Consider the following 23,242-nt stretch of genomic DNA (forward strand, 5'->3'; position numbering starts at 1 on the left):
ATCGATGTTATGCCTAAAGAAAGTGAGCGCTTCGAATTTAGCTATTGACTACTTTATCGCTATTGAAAAAATCTATCCATATCCATATCCATATCCATATCCATATCCATATCCATATCCATATCCATATCCATATCCATATCCATATCCATATCCATATCCATATCCATATCCATATCAAAGCCTATTCTTATCGAAATTTATGAGAAACGTACATCTAAATAAGCATTCTTTAGATTATCGAGCATTTTTTCTGTGGTGTTCACCAGTTCAAACAATAATAGACTTGTTAGCTAAACATACTCCGGTGTATTCGTAAGAAGACAAGGTGATACTCTCATGTTTTAATGGAGTCATGGATTTCAATACGTTTAGGAACGCCCCGCATGATGCTTTCACTGATCACTCAAGTTGCCCTTTTTTCTGCTTTTCCGCTTTATTTTACCTTTCTAGACCCATTAATACGTCGCGCCTCATTTTTTATCTACATTGCGTTGGTTCTTTTAATTGGCGGCTTCTTTGGTAATGTCTACAGCTTACCTATTACTGAAAGCATAAATGTCTCTGGAGGCAACCTATGTTACGGTGCTTTTATGATGTCTGCAGTTCTCTTCGTTTTAGTCGAACGAGATGCGTTTATTCTACGACACCTTGTTCGTCTGGTTGTACTGGTTGATCTCTTCAATATTCTTTTCTCAACGTTAGTGAGTCATGTACTAAACGACCCTGTGGTTATTAACCCTCACAACACGCCTGCAAACTTATTTGAAGTCTCAATTCCGTTTATCATTCTTGGCGGAGTGTTGATCATAACAGAGCTACTCCTTTTGCTATTTTGCTTTGAGAAAATTAAAAGTAGACACTGGTCATACTGGTTAACTGCCGCGATTTATATTGTATGCTTTGTAGTCGCACTTTGTTTAGATGGCATTTTATTCCCGTTAATTGCGCTAGGTTTCAGTGAATTAGCGATAGAAATTGTTATTGGCGGTTTACCAGGTAAAGCTCTCATAGCATCCCTGTACGCAATCCCTCTTTGGGGATTTGTTCTAATAAAACGCCAAACCTTCCGTCAGTTTCTACATGCAGAGCCCTTTAAATGGTCGCTTCTATTGACCACTAGCCAAAAGCTCATGCAGGAGCTTTCCGAGAAGGAGTACGGTTTAAAGCAGGCGGACACAGTTTTCCAACATGTCAAAGAAGGCCTTGCTATCATTGACTCTGATGGAACCGTGTTACGTACTAACCCTGCATTTACAAAACTATTAAACCTATCTCAAGGAAGTGAAATAGCTGGTCAAGATATTAGTCAATGGGTACATCCTCTAGATGCCAACTGGGCAGACATTCGAATAAACAGTAATTGGAAAGGAGAAGTAGTATTTAAGCCAAATAACACGCCCGGCCTACTGTCTATCAGTGCTACTGCTGGTGATCATACAGATCAACATAGTACTTTTGTGTGTTCACTCGTTAATATTGATGAACTTAAACAAACCCAAGAAAGATTGGCTTATTTAGCTAGACATGATGCATTGACCGGTGTTGCAAATCGAAGATTACTTGATGAACACCTAGCTGACTTGAAGCAACTTAATGCCTGTTTAATCATTGTGGATTTGGATCATTTTAAAGATGTGAACGACAGCTTTGGGCATGGTGCTGGTGATTATGTATTAAAAGAGGTGAGCCAGCGGATTATTCAAACCTTAACCGACATAGAATATGGTAACACTGTGCTTTCAAGAACTGGCGGAGATGAATTTGCCATTTTAATGAACAACGTCTCTAACAACGTCATTCGACAACTTGTTGAAAATATTCGTCTAGCCTTAACGCCAGTACTAACGCTTCCTCAAGGCAGTTTGATTTATGTATCAGCGACGATTGGAGTAAGTACTCAACACTTAGGTGAAAACCGAGATTTGCTGCAAGAAGCGGATGCAGCTTTATATTCAGCTAAACGCCAGCAGCGTGGTAGCGTTGGTTTCTACGAAGAGCACTTAACCGACATTAGCCAACGTAAGCTGATGCTCAGTTCCAAATTAAAGGCTGCACTAGAATCAAACAAGCTAACCGTTTTATATCAACCACAATATTCTGCTAACACTGGCGACATTGTTGGTGTTGAAGCATTAGCCCGATGGTGGGATGATGAGCTAGGCTGGATTTCTCCAAGTGAATATATTCCTATTGCTGAAGAAATGGGCATGATTGATGCGTTAGGAGAATGGGTACTACGAGCGGCGTGCGTACAAGCGAACAAATGGGCGCAGCAGTCAGGGAGCAAAAATCTTAAAGTATCCGTGAACGTATCAGCTTACCAATTACGCTTTGGGCGCTTTGTCAACACATTGAAAAAGGTACTAGATGAAACGAAACTGACTCCAAGCATACTTCAGTTAGAATTGACTGAGTCTGCATTCATTGAAAGAGAGCAAGAAGTCATTCCCCAAATGAGCTCCATCAAAGCTATGGGAGTCTCGCTGGCAATAGACGATTTCGGGACAGGATACTCCTCCTTATCTTACGTTGCTTCTTTACCTTGGAACACACTCAAAATTGACCGAAGCTTCATTGATAAACTGCCGAAAGACGAAACGCAACAAAAGATGGCCGACACAATCATTAAACTGGCCAAGAATATGAACCTAGAAATCGTCGTGGAAGGTGTCGAAACCAAAGATCAGCTAGATTGTTTAGCTGAATTGGGCTGTGATGTAATACAAGGATTCTATTACTCACCAGCCATCCCGGCCGATGAAATCAACTGGGCTTAGTTGAAATAAGTAGCGTCTAAGATGCTTAAGCTATTTAGTATACAGCTTAAGCATCGACCAAATTACACTTATTAAAACTCATTAAATGCTTACATCCCAAAAATAAAGCTAGCTAAAATCACTTGCAGCCAGTTTTTAGGGGTGGACAACGCAATTTGCGCCCCCGATCAAACTTCCGACGGCGCAGCGCTAAGCGGAACCCTTCATAGCATAATCTACAATAGATAAGTTAAGATGCTGTGCAGTAAAGTCACTCCCCCAGTAGAAGTGGGACAATTCGCAAGGCAACTATTGAATGATTACTTGGCAACTCAAATCCTTTTCCCAATTAACGACCATGCAGCTTTATCAACTGCTCAAACTTAGAATGGATGTGTTTGTGATAGAGCAAGAATGCCTTTATCAAGAACTGGATGACAAAGACCATATTCAAGCGGTGAACCATTTATTAGGCTATGACGGCGAGCATCTGGTGGCTTGCGCCCGCTTACTACCGAAGGGCGTTAGCTACCCATCGGTTAGCATTGGTCGTGTTGCCATCGCAGAAAGCCACCGTGGCAGTGGTACTGGCCATCAACTCATACAGCAAGCTCTGGATTCATGTGAAGCACTTTGGCCCCACGAACCAATAGAAATCGGCGCTCAAGAACACCTGTCTACGTTCTATCAAAAACATGGCTTTGTACCGACATCGACTATGTACATAGAAGATGGGATTCCACATATTGATATGAAATTAGAACGATAAGAGCGCTTCTTTTCATCAAGACTCCCGCCATAGCTTCTCATTAAATTAGCGTTTACCTTTCGGCAAACGCTTTAAGACCCAGTGAAGACAAGTCCTGCCACTGGAAACGATCCTCCCAATTCATCTCATAATGCTCTTCTGGGAAGTCATCCGGCGAACGACCGGCTTTGAAAGCCTCAGCACACTGTTTGGCATACTGGAGGTTTTTCTCACACCCAGGTGCCGCCGGAGTGTACATCACATTGCCCCAGCCTTGCTGATTTTCAACGGGATCCACCCCATGAATCAAATCACAGTGCCACCATACGGAGTCCCCTGCGTTAAGGTCTGGGATTAAGGCTTTAGCCCTTAATAATAAGCTATGCCATTGCTCATCAATCGGCAGGACTTTACGAGGCGACACACCACACAACGCTTCGTCAGCGACATCATCAAGTAAAGGGCGAATTAAGAGATAAGCCATGGCCGCTGGCAAAGGAATCGTGAACAATACTCCTTGATCACATTTTATATCGCACAGCGCCGTCCAACCTTGAAAGGTTCTAAACGCCGAGCATTTGGTGGTGCCTCCCACATACTCATCCACATAAGGACGATAGGCAGCATCCCAAGGATCATAATGCTGGAAATCGCCGCTCAAGATATGACGAAAGACTTTCTGATAGGCGGGTAATAACCATCGCTCCAATGCTCCAGAGTCTGTATGAGGACCTAAGCCATTCGAGCTCGTACCCGGTGGGCGTCGGCGCACACGATCGGGGTAAATGTAAAAGTGTCTACACCGAGCGCTTTTACCAACAAATTAAAGCCGATCAGCCTCACGTCGGTCTTGAAAGCATTCGTCTTATCACTCAGGCCCTGCGCTCAACCTGTGAAGTTTTTGCTCCAGAGACGATAATTCTAGGGGGGGAATTGTCGGCAATAGAAGCCTTTGTGCAGCCATTAACCATTGAGCTACAAGCCCAGCTTGACCAACTATCGGTGTTACAGAGTGAAGTGCCCGAATATGCCCCCGTGCTGGGGGCCGCTCAAGCCGCCTATGAACTCGCTTTGGTTTCCCTAAATTTAGTTGATGAACAAATGGCGGCTTTACGATTAGGTTTTTATACCCTCAAGCGACCATTAGAAGGGTAACGGTATGATTATCCTATATAGTCAATGCAAATAATCGCCCTAACTATGCCCTCTAGTAGGCGAGATTAACTCTCATTACTTATCTAATCATTCATTTCTGCTAGATGAATACACCTTGCTGCATTGTTAGCTATTAATTTGTGATTCTATCGTTCCTATCGCTTTTCTATAAGCGACTTCCACTTTAAGTTTAAAAATTAATTTCTAATAAAATCAATCACTTAATAATTTAAAAAATAATTTTTGACAGTTTTCTGTCACTATTGAAGCAATGACAGAAATTAATTAAATTCAAATTAAGCAAAAAGTGAGGTCGTCATGAGTCAGACATTAATACAACGTTTGGAACAAAGTTTAGAAAACGCTTCCGCGTCAGGTCGCGTGATTGCGACGTACATGCTTTCTAATCTTCAAGACCTACCGTTTCAAACAGCAGCCAGTATTGCTCAGAAATTAGACCTCAGTGAGTCCAGCGTTGGCCGTTTCTGCCGCTCATTAGGCTATCACCACTTAAAAGACTTAAAGCATGATTTAAAGAAAAGTCTGGGGGATGAACCTTGGCTGGTTGGCGACCGTTTACAAGAGTTTCGACAATCCCATGGAGATGGTCCAAATGGCCTATCGCGAAGCTTAGAGTTAGAAATCTCATCTTTAATGCGAGTATACGAATACGCGGTGACGAATGATTGGCACCAAGTTGCGCAAAGACTAGCGGATACACCACAAGTGTTCATCGCCGGGTTTCAAACGGAGCGCGGTGTAGCGGTCTGTATGACTCACCTTTTGCAATACATTCGCCCAGGTGTTCACCTTGTCGATGGTGCTGCTGGTCACTTCAGCGACGTGTTGCTCAGCCGTCCAGAAGAAACCGCATTGATCGTTTTTGAAGCCCGTCGATATTCAAAACATGCGATGGCATTGTGTGCCAAAGCTAAAGAACTCTGCATCCCGACCACCTTGGTAACAGACACTTATTGTGACTGGGCAGCGAGCAATGCCGATGAAGTTTTCCGCATCCCCACAGGGTTTAACTTATTTTGGGAATCCACGGCGTCAATGCTGTCTTGGGTTCATCTAATGGTCAACGAGGTCTGTAAGAAACTGGGGCCTGATGTTGAAAAGCGACTTGAAGCGACAGCTTCTCTTCATAATGAGTTAGTTGGATATACGTCCAAATCCAATAAAAAATAATCGGTAAAACAAAAGGAACAAATCGATGAAAAAAACAATTCTAAGCACTCTTCTAATGGGTTCATTCAGCATCACCCCATTACTGCATGCAGAAACCATTAGAATTGCCACCGAAGGGGCTTATCCTCCATTTAACTATGTGGATCCAAACAATAATCTTCATGGTTTTGATGTAGAGATCACCAATGCTTTATGTGCAAAAATGAACGCCGAATGCACCATAGTCGCACAAGATTGGGATGGTATTATTCCGGGTTTAGTTGCCAAAAAATACGATGCAGTCGTCGCCTCCATGATCAATACTCCTGAAAGAAGACTTAAGGTTTCTTTTACCAATCATTACTACAACACGCCTCTGTCTCTAGCTGTTAAGAAAGGCAGCAATACCACCATGGATAACTTCGATGCAAGCGGCCTTGTTATTGGTGCTCAATCCGCTTCCACACAAGCGTTTTATGCAGAAGACGTGCTTGCCGCAAAAGGCGCCACGGTCAAACTCTACCCAACTCAAGATGAAGCCAATGCGGACTTAGCCAACGGGCGCTTAGACGCAGTGATTGCCGATATGATCCCATTAATGGAGTGGGTTAATAATCATGGTGACGGATGTTGTGAATATGTCGGCGACTTCGAAGGTACAAATGCAGAAGCGGCCATTGCGGTAAGAAAAGAAGACGACCAGCTGAAAGAACGCTTCAATCAGGCCATCGACGCCATCGTTGCTGATGGCACTTATCTAGAGATCTCTAACCGTTATTTCGGTACCAACATCTATTAAGCCTAGTCACAACTTATCCTATGGCACTGTGAGATAGCCTGCCACTAAGAAGGGGCTATCTCTCCTTCATATAAAGAGAGACACCGATGGAATACTTATCGTTACTGTCATTTTCGGATGACGGGTGGGGCATCGCCTTGCTCAAAGGTGCACTGATCACCCTCTCCCTATCACTTGCTTGTTTGCCGATTGGCCTCCCCCTAGGCATGTGGATCGCTATTAACGCTCGTTCTAAGAATAAACTCGCGAAAACGTTTGCGGCCCTTTTTTCAACGGTGTTTAGGGGACTACCAGAGTTATTAACGCTGTTAATTATCTATTATGGTTGCCAAATTCTCATTCAAAACATCATGGAATCCCTCGGTTACAGTGGCGAATTTATCATTCACACTTTTGTCGCCGCGATGATTGCCTTTAGCTTTGTATTTGCTGCGTTTTCTAGCGAAGTGTGGCTGGGTGCCTTTAAGACGCTTCCAAAAGGACAATATGAAGCCGCCTTTGCCTTGGGGATTAGTAAACCCACCATGTTTTTTAAAATAATTTTACCTCAGCTGATTCGAATCGCCATTCCAGGGCTGTCTAATAACTGGCTATCACTTTTAAAAGACACGTCTCTTGTTTCTACTATCTCGCTGATTGATTTGATGCGACAAACAAGTCTTGCGGTGAGTATTACCAAAGAACCCATGTTCTTTTATACCGTCGCCTGTCTAATTTATTTACTTTTCTCCGCCCTATCCGGTCGAGTCTTTACCTTTATGGAGACCCATTACAGTAAGCATTTACGGAGTATTAAATAATGAATTACGAGTCTATTTTAGGTTTATTTATTAATAACGACTTATTTAATATTTATGGTGAAAAGCTATTTAATGGGCTTATCGTCACTGGAAAGTTAGTGGTTATTTCCTTCAGTTTAGGCGCTGTCTTAGGCTTAATCCTTGCGACGGCTCAACTTTCCCAAAATAAGTTTATTCGACGCTTTAGTAAGGGCTACATTTATTTCTTTCGTGGCTCTCCTCTGCTAGCCCAGCTCTTCATGCTCTATTACGGCCTTGGTGCGTTTATGGAGTTTTGGCAAGACGTTGGACTTTGGTGGTTCTTTAGAGATGCATGGTACTGCTCTTTATTGGCCTTTACGTTGAACACGGCCGCTTATCAAGCAGAAATTTTCAGAGGCAGTTTACTTTCCATTCCCAAGGGGCAATATGAAGCAGCTCATGCTCTCTCCTTAAAGCGCTCAACGACCTTTTTTAAGATTGTCTTACCGCAGTCACTTGTTGTGGCCATCGGACCGCTGGGCAATGAGCTGATTCTTATGATTAAAGCCAGCGCCATTTCCTCTCTCGTCACCATTTACGACCTAATGGGAGTATCTAAACAAGCGTTCTCTAGAACCTTCGATTTTGAAATCTACTTATGGGCCGCTGTTTTATACCTAGTGGTTGTGGAGCTGGTACGTCGAAGCATCGTTTATTTTGAAGGTCGACTTGGCCGTCATATGCATTAATACTTTTATAAGGAATACGGCTGCATGCAATTTCAAATCATCGTACTTGGAGCGGGTATCATTGGCGTCAGCAGTGCGCTTCATTTGCAAGCCAAGGGCTACCAGGTGGCGCTAATCGATAAAGCCAGTCCTGGTAAAGGGACCAGTTATGGCAATGCCGGTCTGATCGAGCGTTCTAGCGTCATTCCCTACTCATTTCCAAGGGAGTTCACGTCTTTGTTACGTTATGGCCTGAATCGACAAGCAGACGTCAGATACAGTCTATTTTTTTTACCCAAAGCGGCCCCATGGTTATTAAGCTACTGGAACCACTCTGCGCCTGCGGCACTCGATAACGCCGCGGCCGCCATGCTACCGCTTATAGAACGTTGTGTGGCAGATCATGATCAGTTTATCGAGGCGGCAAAGTTAGAGCGCTTTGTCAAAGACCAAGGCTGGATTGAAATATTTCGTTCTGAGAAAGCCTTTTCTAAAGCCAAAGAAGATGCCTTGGCACTGACCAAATATGGGCTCGCGTTCGATATCTTAGACGGGCCAGCACTGCGTGAACGTGAACCCCATCTCAGCCAGAAGGTAGTAGGTGGTATTCACTGGCTTGATCCCAAAACCGTCAGCAATCCTGGTGCTTTGGTGGAAGGCTATTGCGCTCTATTCAAACAACGAGGCGGTCAGGTTCTGCATGGCGATGCCAGAACCCTAAAACAAACCTCAGATCAATGGCAGGTTGACTCTCATAACGGAATCATCACGGCTCCAGAAGTGGTGGTGGCGCTGGGACCTCAATCCCCCGATGTCTACACGCCACTTGGCTATCGTTTCCCAATGGGCATCAAACGCGGCTATCACCAGCATTATCGCAAGTTGGACAATGTTAATTTAGAACATCCGGTGTGTGATACCAAGGGTGGCTTTGTTTTATCGCAAATGGATATGGGCATTCGTCTCACCACAGGGGTTGAACTGGCAAACTCAGAGGAAGCAGTGAACGCTATTCAGCTAGAACGCTGTGAGAAAATTGCGCGCTCTTTGTTTCCCCTTGGCGAACCCGTTGATGTGGAGCCTTGGTTAGGGCTACGTCCCTGTTTTCCGGATATGAAGCCCATCATCGGCCCAGCCCCCAAGCATAAAGGTTTGTGGTTCAACTTTGGCCATGCCCATCATGGCTTAACCCTAGGCCCTGTCTGCGGACGTTTATTATCCGAAATGATCGCGGGCGATGTCCCTTTTACCTCTCCAACGCCCTACAGTGCAACTCGATTCAAATATTAGGAAGCCTTATGAACACAGCGATTGACTTAACTAATCACGGCCAAACATCCATCGACGCTGCTCGAAATGTAGCCATAAATATCTCTGGACTGAACAAATCCTATGGTGATTATCAGGTTCTGAAAAACATCGATTTACAAGTTAAGGAAGGTGAGCGCATCGTCTTGTGTGGTCCTTCTGGCTCGGGTAAATCCACTCTAATACGTTGTATCAACCAGCTAGAAGTTGCCCAAGGCGGTCATATTTTTGTTCATGACACAGATTTGGCCATGTCGTCAAAGGCCGCTGATAATGTCAGAAGAGAAATTGGCATGGTGTTTCAGCACTTCAACTTGTTTCCACACATGTCCGTATTGGACAACTGCACACTGGCTCCTATGAGTGTCAAAGGCGTTAGTCGAAAAGAAGCGGAAGAGCTCGCCCGCCATTATTTAAAGAAAGTAGGCATTGAGAGTCAGGCCAATAAATACCCGATTCAATTATCTGGTGGACAGCAGCAACGTGTCGCTATTGCTCGTGCGCTGTGCATGAAACCTAAGATTATGCTGTTTGATGAACCAACATCCGCGCTTGACCCTGAAATGGTCGCCGAGGTGCTAGACGCGCTTGTTAAACTGGCTGACACAGGCATGACGATGTTATGTGTCACCCATGAAATGGGCTTTGCTCGTCAAGTCGCTGAACGAGTGCTGTTCTTAGATGGCGGACAGATCATTGAAGATTGCCCTCCCGAGACTTTCTTTAATTCTCCTAAAAGCGATCGCGCGAAAAACTTCCTCGCGCAGATTCTTCAGCATTAACATCCTAAGCGGCATCGCACGAACGCCTTGAAGGATGACTAATATCAGGAGAAGCGAAGCATGGATGGCTTCCCTTCTCCTTCACTATTCCAATCAAAGGAACCGTTCAGATATCGAGTAGGGTGAGGCGTTGCCGCCTCATCCCTCTCACAGAACCGTACGTACGGACCTCGTATACGGCTCATGCAAACTTACATTCAGCATAATTGCTGAACACATACCCCGTTTTCACTTCTTCAAGATTCACCAAACTCTGTTCATCGAACCATTTGTTTGGCATCGCATGGCTGGCTAATGGACTCGCTGCATTTCGCCAACCATTCATGGCTATATGCTTAAACGGTGGTTTGTAACCCAGTTGTTTGAGTCTTCTATGTAACCGTTTTGGCTTTTTCCATAATTTGAGTTGGATACTGCGCAGTCGTCTTCTTAACCATTGGGCGATTCTCTTGAACTCCCCGCTCGCATTGGCAATCCTGAAGTACTGACTGAACCCTCTTAATAGCGGATTCAGCTGTTTGATCACATCACTCAACGGTTTGCCACCGTTTCGCTTCGTCATCTGCTTGAGCTTTTGCTTGAACGAACACAGTTTCTTGGCTTGGATTCGGGTATATCGGCTTCCGATTTCCACACCTAAAAACTTGACTCCTTCACGACTGTGCGTGATATGGGTCTTGTCTTCATTCACTTTTAGCTTAAGCTGTTTCTCCAAGATCTTCGTCGCCTGTACTCGTGCATTCTCTGCACCCGCTCGACTCCGACATAAGATCAGGATGTCGTCCGCATAGCGTACGATTCGATGGCCTCGTTGACGCATTTGTTGGTCAAACTCATCCAAGTAAACGTTGGCTATTAAGGGGCTAATAACACCTCCTTGCGGACTGCCCTGCTCTGTTTCTTGCCAATCCGTACCAACCATTACGCCACTTTTTAGGAACTGTTCTATCAACCTTAATACGCTGCCGTCTGTGATTCGCTTTCTCAGACTTTTTAATATTAAGTCATGATCCAGGCGATCAAAGCACTTTGATAGATCCATATCCACTACATGATTTAGCCCATATCGGCGCATAAACATCGTGGCTTTGTTGATCGCATCATGGCCGCTTCGCTTTGGTCGATAACCAAAACTAGAAGGGTGAAACTGTTCCTCAAAGATGGGCGTAAGGAGATCGGCTAGGGTTTGTTGAACGACTCGATCCCGAACCGTCGGGATGCCAAGCAATCTGACGCCACCATCTGCTTTAGGGATTTCTACCCGTCTGACTGGATGTGGTTTGTATTGCTTGGTTTTCAGTTCAAGAAGAAGCTGATCCAGTTCATCACTCAACTTCGAGGCGAAGTCACTCAGGCTCTGCTTATCTATGCCAGCCGCGCCTTTTGCTTTCCACACCTTTTTGAAGCCTTTGTATAATCGCTCCTTGCTCAGCAAGTGACCATACACACTGTAATAAACTCGATACCTCTTCTCTTGGGTTGTGCGCTGTGTGGGGACAAAATGTTTCTTGTTCATGTCGGTCTATTTCGGTCTGCGGTTTAGCCTTCTAGCTCAATGGCAATTTACTAAACGGTATCAGATCTACTCCCTTGTACAGTTTCCAGCTCCAGCGTTCTGCTTCCACAGTCCACCACGTTGGAAGACCCCAATGATTCATTAGTTCGTGTACCACTAAAAAAAAACATCTGCTCATCACAGGCTTAAAGTTTACTTCCTCCCTTCGCAGCATCGATTAGCTTTTGACTAAACTATGCCCCAACAAACGCCATGTTGTTGGTCAGCTCAGTTTTCTCCTCCACACCATTACTGGGCTTCATTGGCCGAGCCTTACTCACTACTACGGATTCATCTGCCACCTCACACCAACACTTATCTTGGTTCACACCTCGAATAAATGCTTCCGACTTACAGTCGGATTCGATGCCAGGCTTCCCCAGTTACTGCACTGACGCCCTGTTAACAATGCCACCCTCAAACACAGCCTAGGTCTGACTGAGTATTGGACTTTGCGCTATTTTGCACGCTTACCCACCTAAACTGCCGAAGCAGGTTCACTTGCGTTGTGTACTGTTAACTCCCTATCGCTTCCTTCAGACCCTGTCGTTGGCCAGCGACGCCCTTGCGATTCGGATTCTCTTCCCCTCAGTCGGGGTGAGACAGGTTTCTTTCAACCTGACGGGTTTGCCAGCTTCGCTGGGCAAACAAAAAAACGCCCGATTTCTCGGGCGCTTGCTTAACGAAGGAGCGGAATAACTTCGTTAGAAAATCATTAAACCTAGACCGATGATGACACCTGAACCTAGTAGAGCAAGTAGGCAGTAACCCATTACATCTTTTGCTCCAAGCCCTGCGATAGCCAAGGCAGGCAGTGCCCAGAAAGGTTGGATCATGTTGGTCCAAGCATCCCCCCACGCTATTGCCATGGCGGTTTTCGCAGCGTCCACACCCAACTCAGCGCCAGCCGGCATCATGACCGGAGCTTGCACTGCCCATTGTCCGCCACCCGATGGTACAAAGAAGTTCACTATGCCAGCACTTAGGAAGGTAAATAGTGGGAAAGTGGTTTCATTGGAAATCGCCACAAAGCCTTGAGAAATAAGACTTGCCAAGCTGTCACCAGAGCTACCCACTGCTGTCATCATCCCCATAATTCCTGCATAAAACGGGAATTGAAGTAAGATACCTGAGCAGTTTTTCGCGCCATCAGACACAGCATTTAGTAAGCTTTTCGGTGTGCCGTGTAACAAGATGGCGGTGAACAAAAAGGTGAAGTTCACGATATTAAGATTCAGTGCAAAGCCGTTCTGAACAAAGTAGTACACGACAAATACGTAGCCCATTAGACCGATTAAACCAGAAAGCACACGGCTATTTTCCATGCGTTCTGCAGGTGTCATAGACGCTTTATCGATCGACTCAGCGGCATTCGACTCTAATAGTTCTGAAGTATCAAATTCAATCGTATCCTGCGGCGCTGGATGCATTAAGCGATTTAATAGCGGAATGGTCACCAACATCACCAGCAATATAGTGATGTTCATCGGTGAAAAAATCGTCTCAGATGTTGGGATCGCTGCGGTCACTGCACCATTCGTGACTGTCTCAATGTTCGCACCACCTGCGATTGCTAATGGAATCGAGCCAGACAAACCCGCGTGCCAAAACAAGAAACCACTGTAAGCAGAGGCGATTAATAGACGGTAATCCACTCCGCGTATTTTAGCGGCAAGCTCACGAGCAAAAATGGCACCAACAACTAAGCCAAAACCCCAGTTGACCCAGCAGGCAATGGCACTGACTACTGTCACCAGTACGATAGCTTGGCCTGGTGTTTTGGCAATGCCTGCCATGATGGCAAGTTTACGTTTGAACGCCGGCGCACTGGCCATGGCATGACCTGTCACCACAACCATGGCCATTTGCATGGAGAAACTTAGCAGCTTCCAAAAGCCACCAGCCCAAGCTTCAACCACTTGAACAGGGCCTTGCCCAGTACTGGGCATCACCAATGCGAACACCACTAGTGTTAGGACAATCGCAAAAATGAATGGATCCGGTAAGTAACGTTGTAATAGCGTTACGAAGAAGTAGCTTATCCGTTGTAAAGCGGTTTTCTGAGTCATTGAATGAGACATATGTTTTCCCGATTTTATAGTTATTTTAGGTAGGGCTTGTGGCCCTATTTTTACCACTTGCTTTTACTGAACGAACTCAGTGTGATTGACTGATCAACATGGCAACGCCCATGCCTCCGCCGATACACAAAGTCGCCAATCCTTTTTCAGCTTTTTGTTTTTGCATTTCATGAATAAGTGACACCAATACACGGCATCCAGAGGCACCGATCGGATGGCCTAAGGCAATCGCACCGCCATTGACGTTGACTCGTTCAGGGTTGAGCCCAAGCTCTTGCCCCACGCACAGTGCTTGCACAGCGAAGGCTTCGTTAGCTTCAACCAAATCTAAATCCGCAACCTGCCACTGGGCTTTTTGCATCGCTTTTTGGGTGGCAGTAATCGGGCCTGTTCCCATGATTTTCGGATCTACACCCGAGGTTGCAGACGATTCAATGGTGGCTAGCACAGGCAGGCCTAGGCGCTTCGCTTCTGCATCTGTGGTCACCACAACCATGGCAGCGCCATCGTTTAAAGTGGAGGCATTGCCCGCAGTAACACTGCCTTCTTTAGTAAAGGCTGGACGCAATTTCGCGAGAGACTCAGCCGTGGTGTAAGGACGAATCTGCTCATCTTCTGCCACAACGATGGGTGAGCTCTTACGCTGTGGAATGGTGATAGGGATGATCTCATCCTGAAAACGCCCTGCTTCTTGTGCCTTGGCCGCTTTTTGCTGTGAAGCTGCTGCGAAGTCATCTTGTTGAGCACGGCTGATTTGCCATTGATCTGCAATGTTCTCCGCAGTCTGTCCCATATGGTAATCGTGGAACGCATCCCATAAGCCATCAGTGATCATCGTATCCAGCATTGACCAATGGCCCATTTTTTTGCCCGTGCGACTTTGTGGCAATACATGAGGCGCTTGGCTCATGCTTTCTTGTCCACCTGCTACCACTACTTTGGCATCACCATTCAGAACGGCTTGAGCCGCGAGCTGAACGGCTTTCAAGCCTGAACCACAGACCATATTGATGGTCATCGCTGAAACATGATTGCCAAGTCCAGCGTTTAAAGTCGTTTGACGTGCAGGGTTTTGGCCACAGCCTGCGGTTAACACTTGACCAAGTATCACCTCATCAATGTGTTCTGCTAACGAAGGCTGCTTGTCTAATAAGCCTTGTAATACTTGAGTGCCAATGTCTACTGCACTCAGTGGTGATAGCGACCCTTGGTATGCCCCGATTGCACTTCGTCCTGCTGCCACGATTACCGCTTTCATAATGTATTCCTCTTGTCTTAAACCATGATCATAAGAAAAATAAAGCAGTGAATGTCTCCCGTACCAAACGAGAATTCAAGCCTTATGCGAACGTCATTTCCGGAACATGATCAGGAATGATCAACTCACCAGCCGTTTTCTCTTTGATCTCTTCAATAGAAACCCCTGGTGCACGTTCTTTTAGAACGAAGCAACCATTTTCGATTTCTAACCAAGCCAGATCGGTTAAGACTTTCTTGATACAGCCTTTACCCGTCAATGGTAAAGAGCAGTTAGATAGCAGCTTTGATTCGCCACTTTTAGAAGCATGTGTCATGGTGACAATGATGTTGTCTGCGCCAGCCACGAGATCCATGGCGCCGCCCATTCCTTTTACCAGTTTGTTAGGGATCATCCACGAAGCGATGTTTCCATTGACATCCACTTCAAAAGCCCCCAACACGGTTAAGTCCACATGACCACCGCGAATCATGGCAAAGGATTCTGCGGATGAGAAAATGGATGCGCCAGCGACTGCGGTAACCGTTTGTTTGCCCGCATTGATCATGTCAGCGTCTAAGGTTTCTTCCGTTGGGAACGCCCCCATACCTAGCAAGCCATTTTCTGACTGCAACATGACATCCATGCCTTCAGGGACGTAGTTCGCCACTAAGGTTGGAATGCCGATACCCAAATTTACGTAAAACCCGTCGCGCAGTTCTTTTGCCACACGCTGTGCCATTTGTTCTCGTGAAAGAGCCATAGCAACCTCTTATTATTGTTGGATTAGGAGAAACCGTTATGAACGAACGGTGACTTTTTCAATGCGTTTCTCAAATGAGCCTTGGATGACACGATCCACATAAATGCCTGGTGTGTGGATTTGAGACGGCTCAAGTTCGCCCACTTCGACGATCTCTTCAACTTCAACCACGGTGATTTTGCCTGCTGTTGCAGCCAGTGGATTAAAGTTTTGAGCTGTATGACGGTAGATCACGTTGCCAAAGCGGTCAGCTTTCCAGCCCTTTACGATGGCAAAGTCTCCGGTAATGGACTCTTCTAAAAGGTATTCTCTATCATGAAAGCTGCGTGTTTCTTTGCCTTCGGCGACGGGTGTACCAACACCAGTAGCTGTGTAAAAAGCAGGGATACCAGCCCCACCTGCACGCATTTTTTCTGCTAAGGTGCCTTGAGGGGTAAGATCAACTTCCAACTCACCGTTCAGCAGTTGCTGCTCGAACAATGCGTTCTCGCCCACATATGAGGCGATCATTTTCTTGATCTGCTTATCTTCTAATAAGATGCCTAAACCAAAACCGTCGACACCACAGTTGTTCGACACAACGGTGAGGCCCTTGGTTTGGCGGCGCTTGATTTCTGCGATGAGATTTTCTGGAATGCCACAGAGGCCAAAGCCACCGGCAATGATGGTCATGCCATCTTCTAGACCTGACATGGCCTCTTCGTAGGATACGACTACTTTGTCAAAACCCGCCATCACGCCACTCCTAATTATTATTGTGTGATTAATGCTGTCTGGGATGTATGGCAAACAGTTTGACTTATTGGTAAAGATTAATTAATTTTATTTTTCATATTTATTAATAAGAAAAACAAATGAATATCAAACAAGTGAAGGCCTTTTTGTCCGTCGCAGAATCGTTAAGCTTTGCTCAAGCCGCTAATCAACTGCACTTATCTCAACCTGCCCTAAGCCTTGCTATCAAAGGGCTTGAAGAAGCTTTGGGCGGGAAACTGCTGACCCGTACGACTCGAACCATTGCGCTAACACCCGAAGGGGATGCCCTCGTTCCGATTGCCAAACGCTTACTAGCACAGTGGCAAGATGCGGAAGACGAAATGAAGCAGCGCTTCGCTCTGCAACTGGGGAAGATCTCTATTGCGGCCATGCCTTCATTCGCTGGATCATTGCTCCCTAAAGCGATTCAGCAATACCATCAGCGCTTTCCAAATATTCAAGTTGCCATAGACGATGTGCTCTCAGATATCGTGGTGGAACGAGTTGCCAATAACAGTGTTGAACTAGGTGTCACCTTTGAGCCTCAACATTCGGAAGGCCTGACGTTTTATCCTCTGTATAACGATGAATTTATTGCCATTCTTCCGAATCAACATCCACTAGCATCCCAACAAGAAGTCACATGGGCGACTTTGTTACAACACAATTTCATTACTCTACAGCGCCCCTCTAGTGTCCGAAAGATGATTGAGAATACGCTCAAGGACGCCAATATTGATTTGACCGTTGCCTTTGATGCTCACCAATTAACCACTGTCATTCGCATGGTCAGTGAAGGCATGGGGGTGGCGGTGGTTCCAGCCACCTGCCGACAACAAATTCGCGAACAGAACGTGGTTGAACGAACCATTACCTCCCCTTCTATAGAAAGGACGGTTGGCGTCATTTGTAAGCCACGATCCATGTTATCTATAGCCGCAGCCGCAATGCTCGACACCTTAATGGATGCCTTTGCTCAACCAATTAAACAAAGTGAGTCAGACTCATGAAAACATCATCGACATCGAAACTACGCCAAGCGGCGGATACCTATCGCACCATTTTAGATGCCCTTGAAGAATGGGTGGTCGTGGTGGATCACAACGCGCGGATCTTCTTCTTGAACCGTCCATACGCACGCTTTTTAGGGGTTAACGCGGATGATGTAAAAGGCAAGAAAGTCACTGATGTCATCGAAAACACACGAATGCATATCACCATTGAAAAAGGTGTAGCCGAGCGCTTATCCATCCAGAAAATTCGCGGTAGCAATATGATCGCCAGCCGCTTTCCGATTACGGACCAAGGCAAAGTCATCGGTGCTGTGGGTACGGTTATTTTCCACGATACCTATGAGTGGAAGCGAATTAACAGCCATATTAAAGCCCTACTTGCAGAGCATGAATTTCGCGCACAAGACAAGAACACCCCAGAACTACCTACCAGCAGTCATTATCGCTTAGCCGATATCGTTGGCGACAGTAAAGCCATTAAAGAGCTGAATCAAACCATTACGCAAGTCGCATCGGGCGATGTCACCGTCCTATTAAGAGGTGAGTCTGGGACAGGGAAAGAACTTTATGCTCATGCCATTCATCAACTTTCAGAGCGAGCCGATGCACCGTTTATTAAAGTAAACTGCGCTGCTATTCCTGAGAACCTTTTAGAAAGTGAACTGTTCGGCTATGAAGAAGGCGCGTTTACTGGGGCCAAAAAAGGCGGTAAAGCGGGTAAGTTTCAGTTGGCCCATGGTGGCACCTTGTTCTTGGACGAGATCGGCGACTTGCCCTTATCTATGCAGGCGAAGTTACTGCGCGTTCTTCAAGAGCGAGAAGTTGAGGCTGTGGGCAGCACATCACCCAGTCCCGTCAATATCCGCTTGATTACCGCTACGCATCGCCCATTAGAGACTCTGATCAAAGAAGGAACATTTCGCGAAGATCTTTATTACCGCATTAATGTCGTTAATGTCTCGCTGCCACCACTTCGTGAAAGACAAGAAGACATTGCCAAGCTGGCAGAGCACTTCTTACAAGCCTTGTCACGTCGAACTGGCCGTCGCGCCCCTAAGCTAACAGCGCAGGCCATGACCGCACTACTGGAATACCATTGGCCTGGTAACATACGTGAGCTAGAAAATATCATGGAAGCAGCATTTTTCACGGCACAAGATCGTAAGATCCCCTTGTCACTGTTACCTTCGAATGTTCGTAATCATACCCAGTTAGAAACGTCCGTTGAACAAAGTAACGAAAGCGCGACAACATCAGTCTGCACAACAACAGGCACTCTCAAAGAACAAATGGATCGGGCTGAAAAAGCAGCTATCAAACAAGCACTTAGTCAAGCATTTGGCAACAGAACACTGGCAGCAAAACAGTTAGGCATTAGCAAATCCACCCTCTATGAAAAGCTGAGCAAGCATCAGCTAGCCTAAAATATCATGCATTTTGTCCGAATAATCGAACGCCGTCCGATTATTCGGACACCTCAATTATCATTTTTGATTAACAAACCATCACAAAGCGTTCGATTTCTCGGACTATATCTGTCAAAAAAATCTAAACCAAACACTATAAAAACCATAAGCAATTGTTTTTAAATGATTTTTACCAATTGGCATCTTTATTGATATAGAAACTTCCGCTAGATAATTGCCTCTGCATTGGAATGCATTCAGGCACTAAAACAACAATAACTACAGGATCTCATTATGAAGAAAACTCTTGTCGCACTGTCATGCGCGTCAGCGCTTGCCCTATCTGCTCCAACTTATGCAGACTTCGATAAGATTCGCTGGCAAGTACCGATGTCCTTCTCTTCTACTCTCACGGCTCTTGGCGACACTATGCCAGAAGTCTCTAAAATGCTAAGTGATGCCAGTGACGGTCGAGTCAAACTGCAAGTCTTTGAGCCCAATACCGTCATTCCAGCCTTGGGCGTTTTTGAAAACGTCAGTAGCGGTACCATTGACGCTGGCTATTCTTGGATGGGTTATGAGTGGGGACAAGTACCAGCCTCTGCCCTATTTGGCGCAACACCCTTTGGCTTAGAGTCTAGCGAATTCACTGCATGGATGTATTTCCATGGCGGCAATGAAATGCTTAAAGACCTTTTCAAACCACATAATGTTTACCCTATTCTATGTGGCACTATCAGCCCAGAAGCAGCGGGCTGGTACCGAAATGAAATTAATACCCCTGAAGACATGAAAGGGCTTAAGTTCCGCGCCGCTGGTGTGGGTGGTGAAATCATGTCAGAGCTAGGTATGTCAGTAACGGTTCTACCTGGCGGTGAACTGTATCAAGCGCTTGAAACAGGCGTCCTAGATGGTACTGAGTTCTCGATCCCAACCGTGGATCAGCAACTTGGATTCTATCAAGTGGCCAAACACTACTACCTGCCAGGCTGGCATCAACCTAGTACGAACCAATTTTTATACATCAACCTAGATAGCTGGAATGGCCTAAACAAGCAGACTCAATCACTGATTGAGAACACCTGTATGGCCGCAAACACTTTGTCTATCGCCAAAGCAGAAGCCATGCAAGGTGCTGTGTTATCCGACTTTGAGGAAAAAGGTGTTCAACTGCACCAGTACTCACCAGAAATCCTAATGGCGTTTGAAGAAGCGACGCAAAAAGTAATGGCTCGCCGCTCAGCAAGCGATAAAGCTTTTGGTGATATTTACGCTTCCATGAAAGCATTCCAAAAAGAGCACAGCTCATGGAAGAAATTCGGCTACTTACCACGTGATTGGGGCAATAACTAAGCCACACAACACTGTGTAACGTCGTTGTAAGAGGCCAGCCTACGCTGGCCTTGTTCGCTCATTTCTGATTTGGAATTCTAGTATGTCGAATCATGATAACCGCCTTGATCTGGAAGAGATCGAAGCAAAATTATCAGACACTACTTGGTCTGCCCTACCACACACAACGTTAAGCCGACGCATTGAACAGGTTATCGAAACCATTGGACGTAACATTTCGTTTGTTTGGATTCTATTAATGTTGTTAATCGTGGCTAACGCTCTGATGCGCTATTTTTTCAGCGTCAACTTCATCGCATTAGAAGAATTGCAATGGCACCTTTACGCTGTGGGATTCATGATTGGCCTATCTTATTGCTTGATCCACGACGGTCATGTGCGTGTCGACGCCTTGGTTGAGCACAGTCAGTTGCGCACACGGGCCATCATCGAGCTGATTGGCTTAACTCTGCTGCTATTCCCGTTTTGCTTTATCGTCATTGATTACGCCATCCCTTTTATTTCTCGGGCGTATCAACTAAATGAAGTGTCCTCTGCCCCCGGTGGATTACCCATGCGCTGGTTGATCAAATCGACCATTGTCGTGGCATTTGTACTGCTGGCATTAGCGGCATTTTCTCGTTGGCTGCGCTGTCTTGCCTTCCTACGTCAATCTCACTCACGAACGTCTGCGTAGGAGCCAAACATGTTTGAAACGTATGAAATTCTTGTTATGGCAATGCTAGGAAGCTTCATTGCCCTAATCTTTACCGGTTTTCCTGTTGCTTGGATTTTGGCTGGATTAGCCGTGGTTTTTAGTGGTGTAGGCATTATTGGCTATGAATACCTTGATTGGGACACTTACTACATGACCAATTGGCGTATATACGGCACCTTTGTTCAACGCATCTACGCACAAATGAGTAATTGGGTGCTAGTGGCACTCCCCATGTTTATCTTTATGGGACTGATGCTGGAACGCTCCGGTGTTGCCGAAAAGTTAATGGTCAACTTTGTTCGACTGTTTGGCCGTTTTCGTGGTGGTTTAGGCGTTTCCGTTATCTTGATTGGCATTCTTTTCGCCGCTTCCACAGGTATCGTAGGTGCATCCGTGGTGCTGCTTGCGATGCTGTCTATGCCGGTCATGCTGCAGCAGAACTATTCTAAATCCTTTGCCAGTGGCATTGTCGCCTCTTCCGGCACTCTGGGGATTTTGATCCCCCCTAGCATCATGTTGATCATAATGGCGGATCAACTGTCGCTTTCTGTTGGCAACCTCTTTATGGGAGCCTTGATGCCGGGGTTGATGCTGGGCTTTTTGTACATTGCTTACGTCGTTTCTAGTGCATTTCTGAACCCAAAATCTTGTGAGTTGCCCACGGATTTACCGCCTGTTACTTGGGGGCTTATAAAAGAAACCTTGCTTGCGGTAATACCACCCTTAGGCTTGATCTTAGCGGTACTTGGCTCCATTTTCCTAGGTATTGTCTCTCCTACCGAAGCGGCAGGTGTTGGTGCTTTGGGAGCCACCCTGCTCGCGATCGTAAATAAGCGTTTTTCGTTTGAAATGCTGGCCGATGTTTGTCGTCGAACTACAGTCACTACGGCGTTTGTATTCGGTATCTTCTTAGGGGCAACCGCCTTTGCTGTGGTGCTACGTACCCTAGGTGGTGATGAGTTCATCAGTGAAATGCTGCAAAGTATCCCGCTGTCAGCGGCGGGGATTGTGATCGTGATTTTGCTAATTACGTTCGTGGCAGGCTTCTTCTTAGATTGGTTAGAAATCAGCTTAATTTTACTGCCATTAGTCGGCCCTGTTGTGGTCGAGTTGGGATTTGACTTGGTGTGGTTTGTGATTTTGTTTGCACTGGCACTACAGACCTCTTTCTTAACGCCCCCTGTCGGTTTCTCACTGTTTTATCTAAAAGGTGTCGCACCGCCAAATGTCACCACCCTTGATATCTATAAAGGCGTCATCCCATTTATTTTAATCCAGCTTTTAGCAGTCAGTTTGGTGTTTTACTTCCCAGATATTGTGCTGTGGCTGCCTCAATCGATGTATGGGAATTAATTTAAGAGAATCGTTATGAAACATAAAACCGTTTTAATTACTGGCGCAGCCAGCGGAATTGGCCTTGAAATCGCACTAGCGTTTCTTAAACAAGGTGCCAATGTTGCCATTATCGACTTTAACCAAACCGCTTTGGATCAAGTCGCAAAAGACCTGACCCGTTTCTCTACGCAGCTTTGTTTATTGCAGAGCGATGTTACGGATGAAGTGCATTTTGAAAATGCGATGGATCGAGCCATTGAGCATTTCGGCAAAGTAGATATTTTGATCAATAACGCAGGCATTCAACATGTGGCACCGATCGAAGAGTTCCCTACTGAGCGTTATCGCCAGTTAATCGATATCATGCTAATTGCCCCTTTCGTGGCCATTAAGAAACTGATGCCATTAATGAAGGAACAAGGCTTTGGCCGAATTATCAATATGGCGTCAATCAACGGTCTAATCGGTTTCGCTGGAAAAGCGGGCTACAACTCGGCCAAACATGGAGTCATTGGTTTGACTAAAGTTGCGGCTTTAGAAGCAGCCCCTTACGGTGTCACCGTCAATGCTCTTTGCCCAGGGTACGTGGACACTCCTTTGGTTCGTAATCAGCTCAAAGACTTAGCCAGTACCCGCGGTGTCGCTCTAGAGGAAGTTTTAGAAGAGGTTATCTGGCCTTTGGTACCGCAAAAACGGTTACTGGAGGTGGAAGAGATCTCGGACTATTGCTTATATTTGACCAGCGCCTCCGCGAAAGGCATCACCGGACAAGCCGTTGTTATTGATGGTGGCTATACCTGCCAATAATCCCTAATAAACGCCTCTTAGCTTTGATT

General features: G+C 45.8%; 21 protein-coding genes. 15 read left to right on the forward strand and 6 right to left on the reverse strand.

Annotated elements, in window-relative coordinates:
* The first annotated feature begins 386 nt into the window (after nucleotides 1–386).
* Nucleotides 387–2,780 (forward strand): putative bifunctional diguanylate cyclase/phosphodiesterase, encoded by a 2,394-nt coding sequence (locus ACXAC1_RS17900; protein WP_475063256.1) that lies wholly within the window; start codon nucleotides 387–389, stop codon nucleotides 2,778–2,780.
* A gap of 295 nt (nucleotides 2,781–3,075) precedes the next feature.
* A complete protein-coding gene (locus ACXAC1_RS17905) occupies nucleotides 3,076–3,528 on the forward strand; it encodes a GNAT family N-acetyltransferase (RefSeq protein WP_475063257.1) in 453 nt (150 codons plus the stop codon).
* Nucleotides 3,529–3,580: 52 nt separating this feature from the next.
* Here the strand turns inward: ACXAC1_RS17905 and ACXAC1_RS17910 are convergent, their stop codons facing one another.
* A complete protein-coding gene (locus ACXAC1_RS17910; protein ID WP_475063258.1) occupies nucleotides 3,581–4,279 on the reverse strand; it encodes a YbiU family protein in 699 nt (232 codons plus the stop codon).
* On the opposite strand from ACXAC1_RS17910, the gene ACXAC1_RS17915 reads away from it, so the two are divergent.
* The 7 genes from ACXAC1_RS17915 to ACXAC1_RS17945 all read left to right on the forward strand — a co-directional run bounded on the left by ACXAC1_RS17915 (nucleotide 4,216) and on the right by ACXAC1_RS17945 (nucleotide 10,210).
* The gene (locus ACXAC1_RS17915) at nucleotides 4,216–4,662 is read left to right on the forward strand and encodes a hypothetical protein (protein ID WP_475063869.1); all 447 of its coding nucleotides are present in this window, start codon (nucleotides 4,216–4,218) and stop codon (nucleotides 4,660–4,662) included. The two genes, ACXAC1_RS17910 and ACXAC1_RS17915, sit on opposite strands and share 64 nt — an antisense overlap.
* 318 nt (nucleotides 4,663–4,980) lie before the next feature.
* Nucleotides 4,981–5,853, forward strand: a complete 873-nt coding sequence (locus tag ACXAC1_RS17920; protein ID WP_475063260.1) for a MurR/RpiR family transcriptional regulator — start codon at nucleotides 4,981–4,983, stop codon at nucleotides 5,851–5,853.
* A 25-nt stretch (nucleotides 5,854–5,878) separates the two neighbouring features.
* Nucleotides 5,879–6,631: a transporter substrate-binding domain-containing protein gene (locus ACXAC1_RS17925; protein ID WP_475063261.1), complete on the forward strand. Its 753-nt coding sequence runs from the start codon at nucleotides 5,879–5,881 to the stop codon at nucleotides 6,629–6,631.
* An 86-nt stretch (nucleotides 6,632–6,717) separates the two neighbouring features.
* On the forward strand, nucleotides 6,718–7,431 hold the full coding sequence (locus ACXAC1_RS17930; RefSeq protein WP_475063262.1) for an ABC transporter permease: 714 nt from the start codon (nucleotides 6,718–6,720) through the stop codon (nucleotides 7,429–7,431).
* Nucleotides 7,431–8,141 (forward strand): ABC transporter permease, encoded by a 711-nt coding sequence (locus ACXAC1_RS17935; RefSeq protein WP_475063264.1) that lies wholly within the window; start codon nucleotides 7,431–7,433, stop codon nucleotides 8,139–8,141. The genes ACXAC1_RS17930 and ACXAC1_RS17935 overlap by 1 nt, the downstream gene beginning before the upstream one ends.
* 24 nt (nucleotides 8,142–8,165) lie before the next feature.
* Nucleotides 8,166–9,410 (forward strand): NAD(P)/FAD-dependent oxidoreductase, encoded by a 1,245-nt coding sequence (locus tag ACXAC1_RS17940; protein ID WP_475063265.1) that lies wholly within the window; start codon nucleotides 8,166–8,168, stop codon nucleotides 9,408–9,410.
* A gap of 8 nt (nucleotides 9,411–9,418) precedes the next feature.
* A complete protein-coding gene (locus ACXAC1_RS17945) occupies nucleotides 9,419–10,210 on the forward strand; it encodes an amino acid ABC transporter ATP-binding protein (protein WP_475063266.1) in 792 nt (263 codons plus the stop codon).
* 181 nt (nucleotides 10,211–10,391) lie between these two features.
* On the opposite strand, the gene ltrA is transcribed toward ACXAC1_RS17945, so the two are convergent.
* From ltrA to ACXAC1_RS17970, 5 genes are all read right to left on the reverse strand, one after another.
* Nucleotides 10,392–11,726: a group II intron reverse transcriptase/maturase gene (gene ltrA / locus ACXAC1_RS17950; RefSeq protein ID WP_475063267.1), complete on the reverse strand. Its 1,335-nt coding sequence runs from the start codon at nucleotides 11,724–11,726 to the stop codon at nucleotides 10,392–10,394.
* Nucleotides 11,727–12,469: 743 nt separating this feature from the next.
* Nucleotides 12,470–13,846, reverse strand: coding sequence for a short-chain fatty acid transporter (locus ACXAC1_RS17955; RefSeq protein WP_133559501.1), 1,377 nt, complete (start codon nucleotides 13,844–13,846; stop codon nucleotides 12,470–12,472).
* Between the two features lie 76 nt (nucleotides 13,847–13,922).
* Nucleotides 13,923–15,104 carry an acetyl-CoA C-acetyltransferase gene (locus ACXAC1_RS17960; protein WP_475063269.1) on the reverse strand — a complete coding sequence of 394 codons (1,182 nt, stop codon included), beginning with the start codon at nucleotides 15,102–15,104 and terminating at the stop codon, nucleotides 13,923–13,925.
* 82 nt (nucleotides 15,105–15,186) lie between these two features.
* Nucleotides 15,187–15,846: a CoA transferase subunit B gene (locus tag ACXAC1_RS17965; protein ID WP_475063270.1), complete on the reverse strand. Its 660-nt coding sequence runs from the start codon at nucleotides 15,844–15,846 to the stop codon at nucleotides 15,187–15,189.
* 36 nt (nucleotides 15,847–15,882) lie between these two features.
* Nucleotides 15,883–16,581 (reverse strand): CoA transferase subunit A, encoded by a 699-nt coding sequence (locus ACXAC1_RS17970; protein WP_133559498.1) that lies wholly within the window; start codon nucleotides 16,579–16,581, stop codon nucleotides 15,883–15,885.
* Nucleotides 16,582–16,700: 119 nt separating this feature from the next.
* On the opposite strand from ACXAC1_RS17970, the gene ACXAC1_RS17975 reads away from it, so the two are divergent.
* From ACXAC1_RS17975 to ACXAC1_RS18000, 6 genes are all read left to right on the forward strand, one after another.
* Nucleotides 16,701–17,612, forward strand: coding sequence for a LysR substrate-binding domain-containing protein (locus tag ACXAC1_RS17975; protein ID WP_475063271.1), 912 nt, complete (start codon nucleotides 16,701–16,703; stop codon nucleotides 17,610–17,612).
* Entirely contained in the window at nucleotides 17,609–19,039 is a 1,431-nt protein-coding gene (locus ACXAC1_RS17980) for a sigma-54 interaction domain-containing protein (protein ID WP_475063272.1), read from the forward strand. The genes ACXAC1_RS17975 and ACXAC1_RS17980 overlap by 4 nt, the downstream gene beginning before the upstream one ends.
* Before the next feature lie 276 nt (nucleotides 19,040–19,315).
* Entirely contained in the window at nucleotides 19,316–20,374 is a 1,059-nt protein-coding gene (locus ACXAC1_RS17985) for a TRAP transporter substrate-binding protein (protein WP_133559495.1), read from the forward strand.
* Nucleotides 20,375–20,456: 82 nt separating this feature from the next.
* Entirely contained in the window at nucleotides 20,457–21,050 is a 594-nt protein-coding gene (locus ACXAC1_RS17990) for a TRAP transporter small permease subunit (RefSeq protein WP_133559494.1), read from the forward strand.
* A gap of 9 nt (nucleotides 21,051–21,059) precedes the next feature.
* Nucleotides 21,060–22,424: a TRAP transporter large permease gene (locus ACXAC1_RS17995; protein ID WP_475063274.1), complete on the forward strand. Its 1,365-nt coding sequence runs from the start codon at nucleotides 21,060–21,062 to the stop codon at nucleotides 22,422–22,424.
* A 15-nt stretch (nucleotides 22,425–22,439) separates the two neighbouring features.
* Nucleotides 22,440–23,213: a 3-hydroxybutyrate dehydrogenase gene (locus ACXAC1_RS18000; protein WP_133559492.1), complete on the forward strand. Its 774-nt coding sequence runs from the start codon at nucleotides 22,440–22,442 to the stop codon at nucleotides 23,211–23,213.
* The last annotated feature ends 29 nt before the right edge of the window (nucleotides 23,214–23,242 follow it).

It is taken from the genome of Marinomonas sp. AWM4_232 (genome assembly GCF_056158325.1).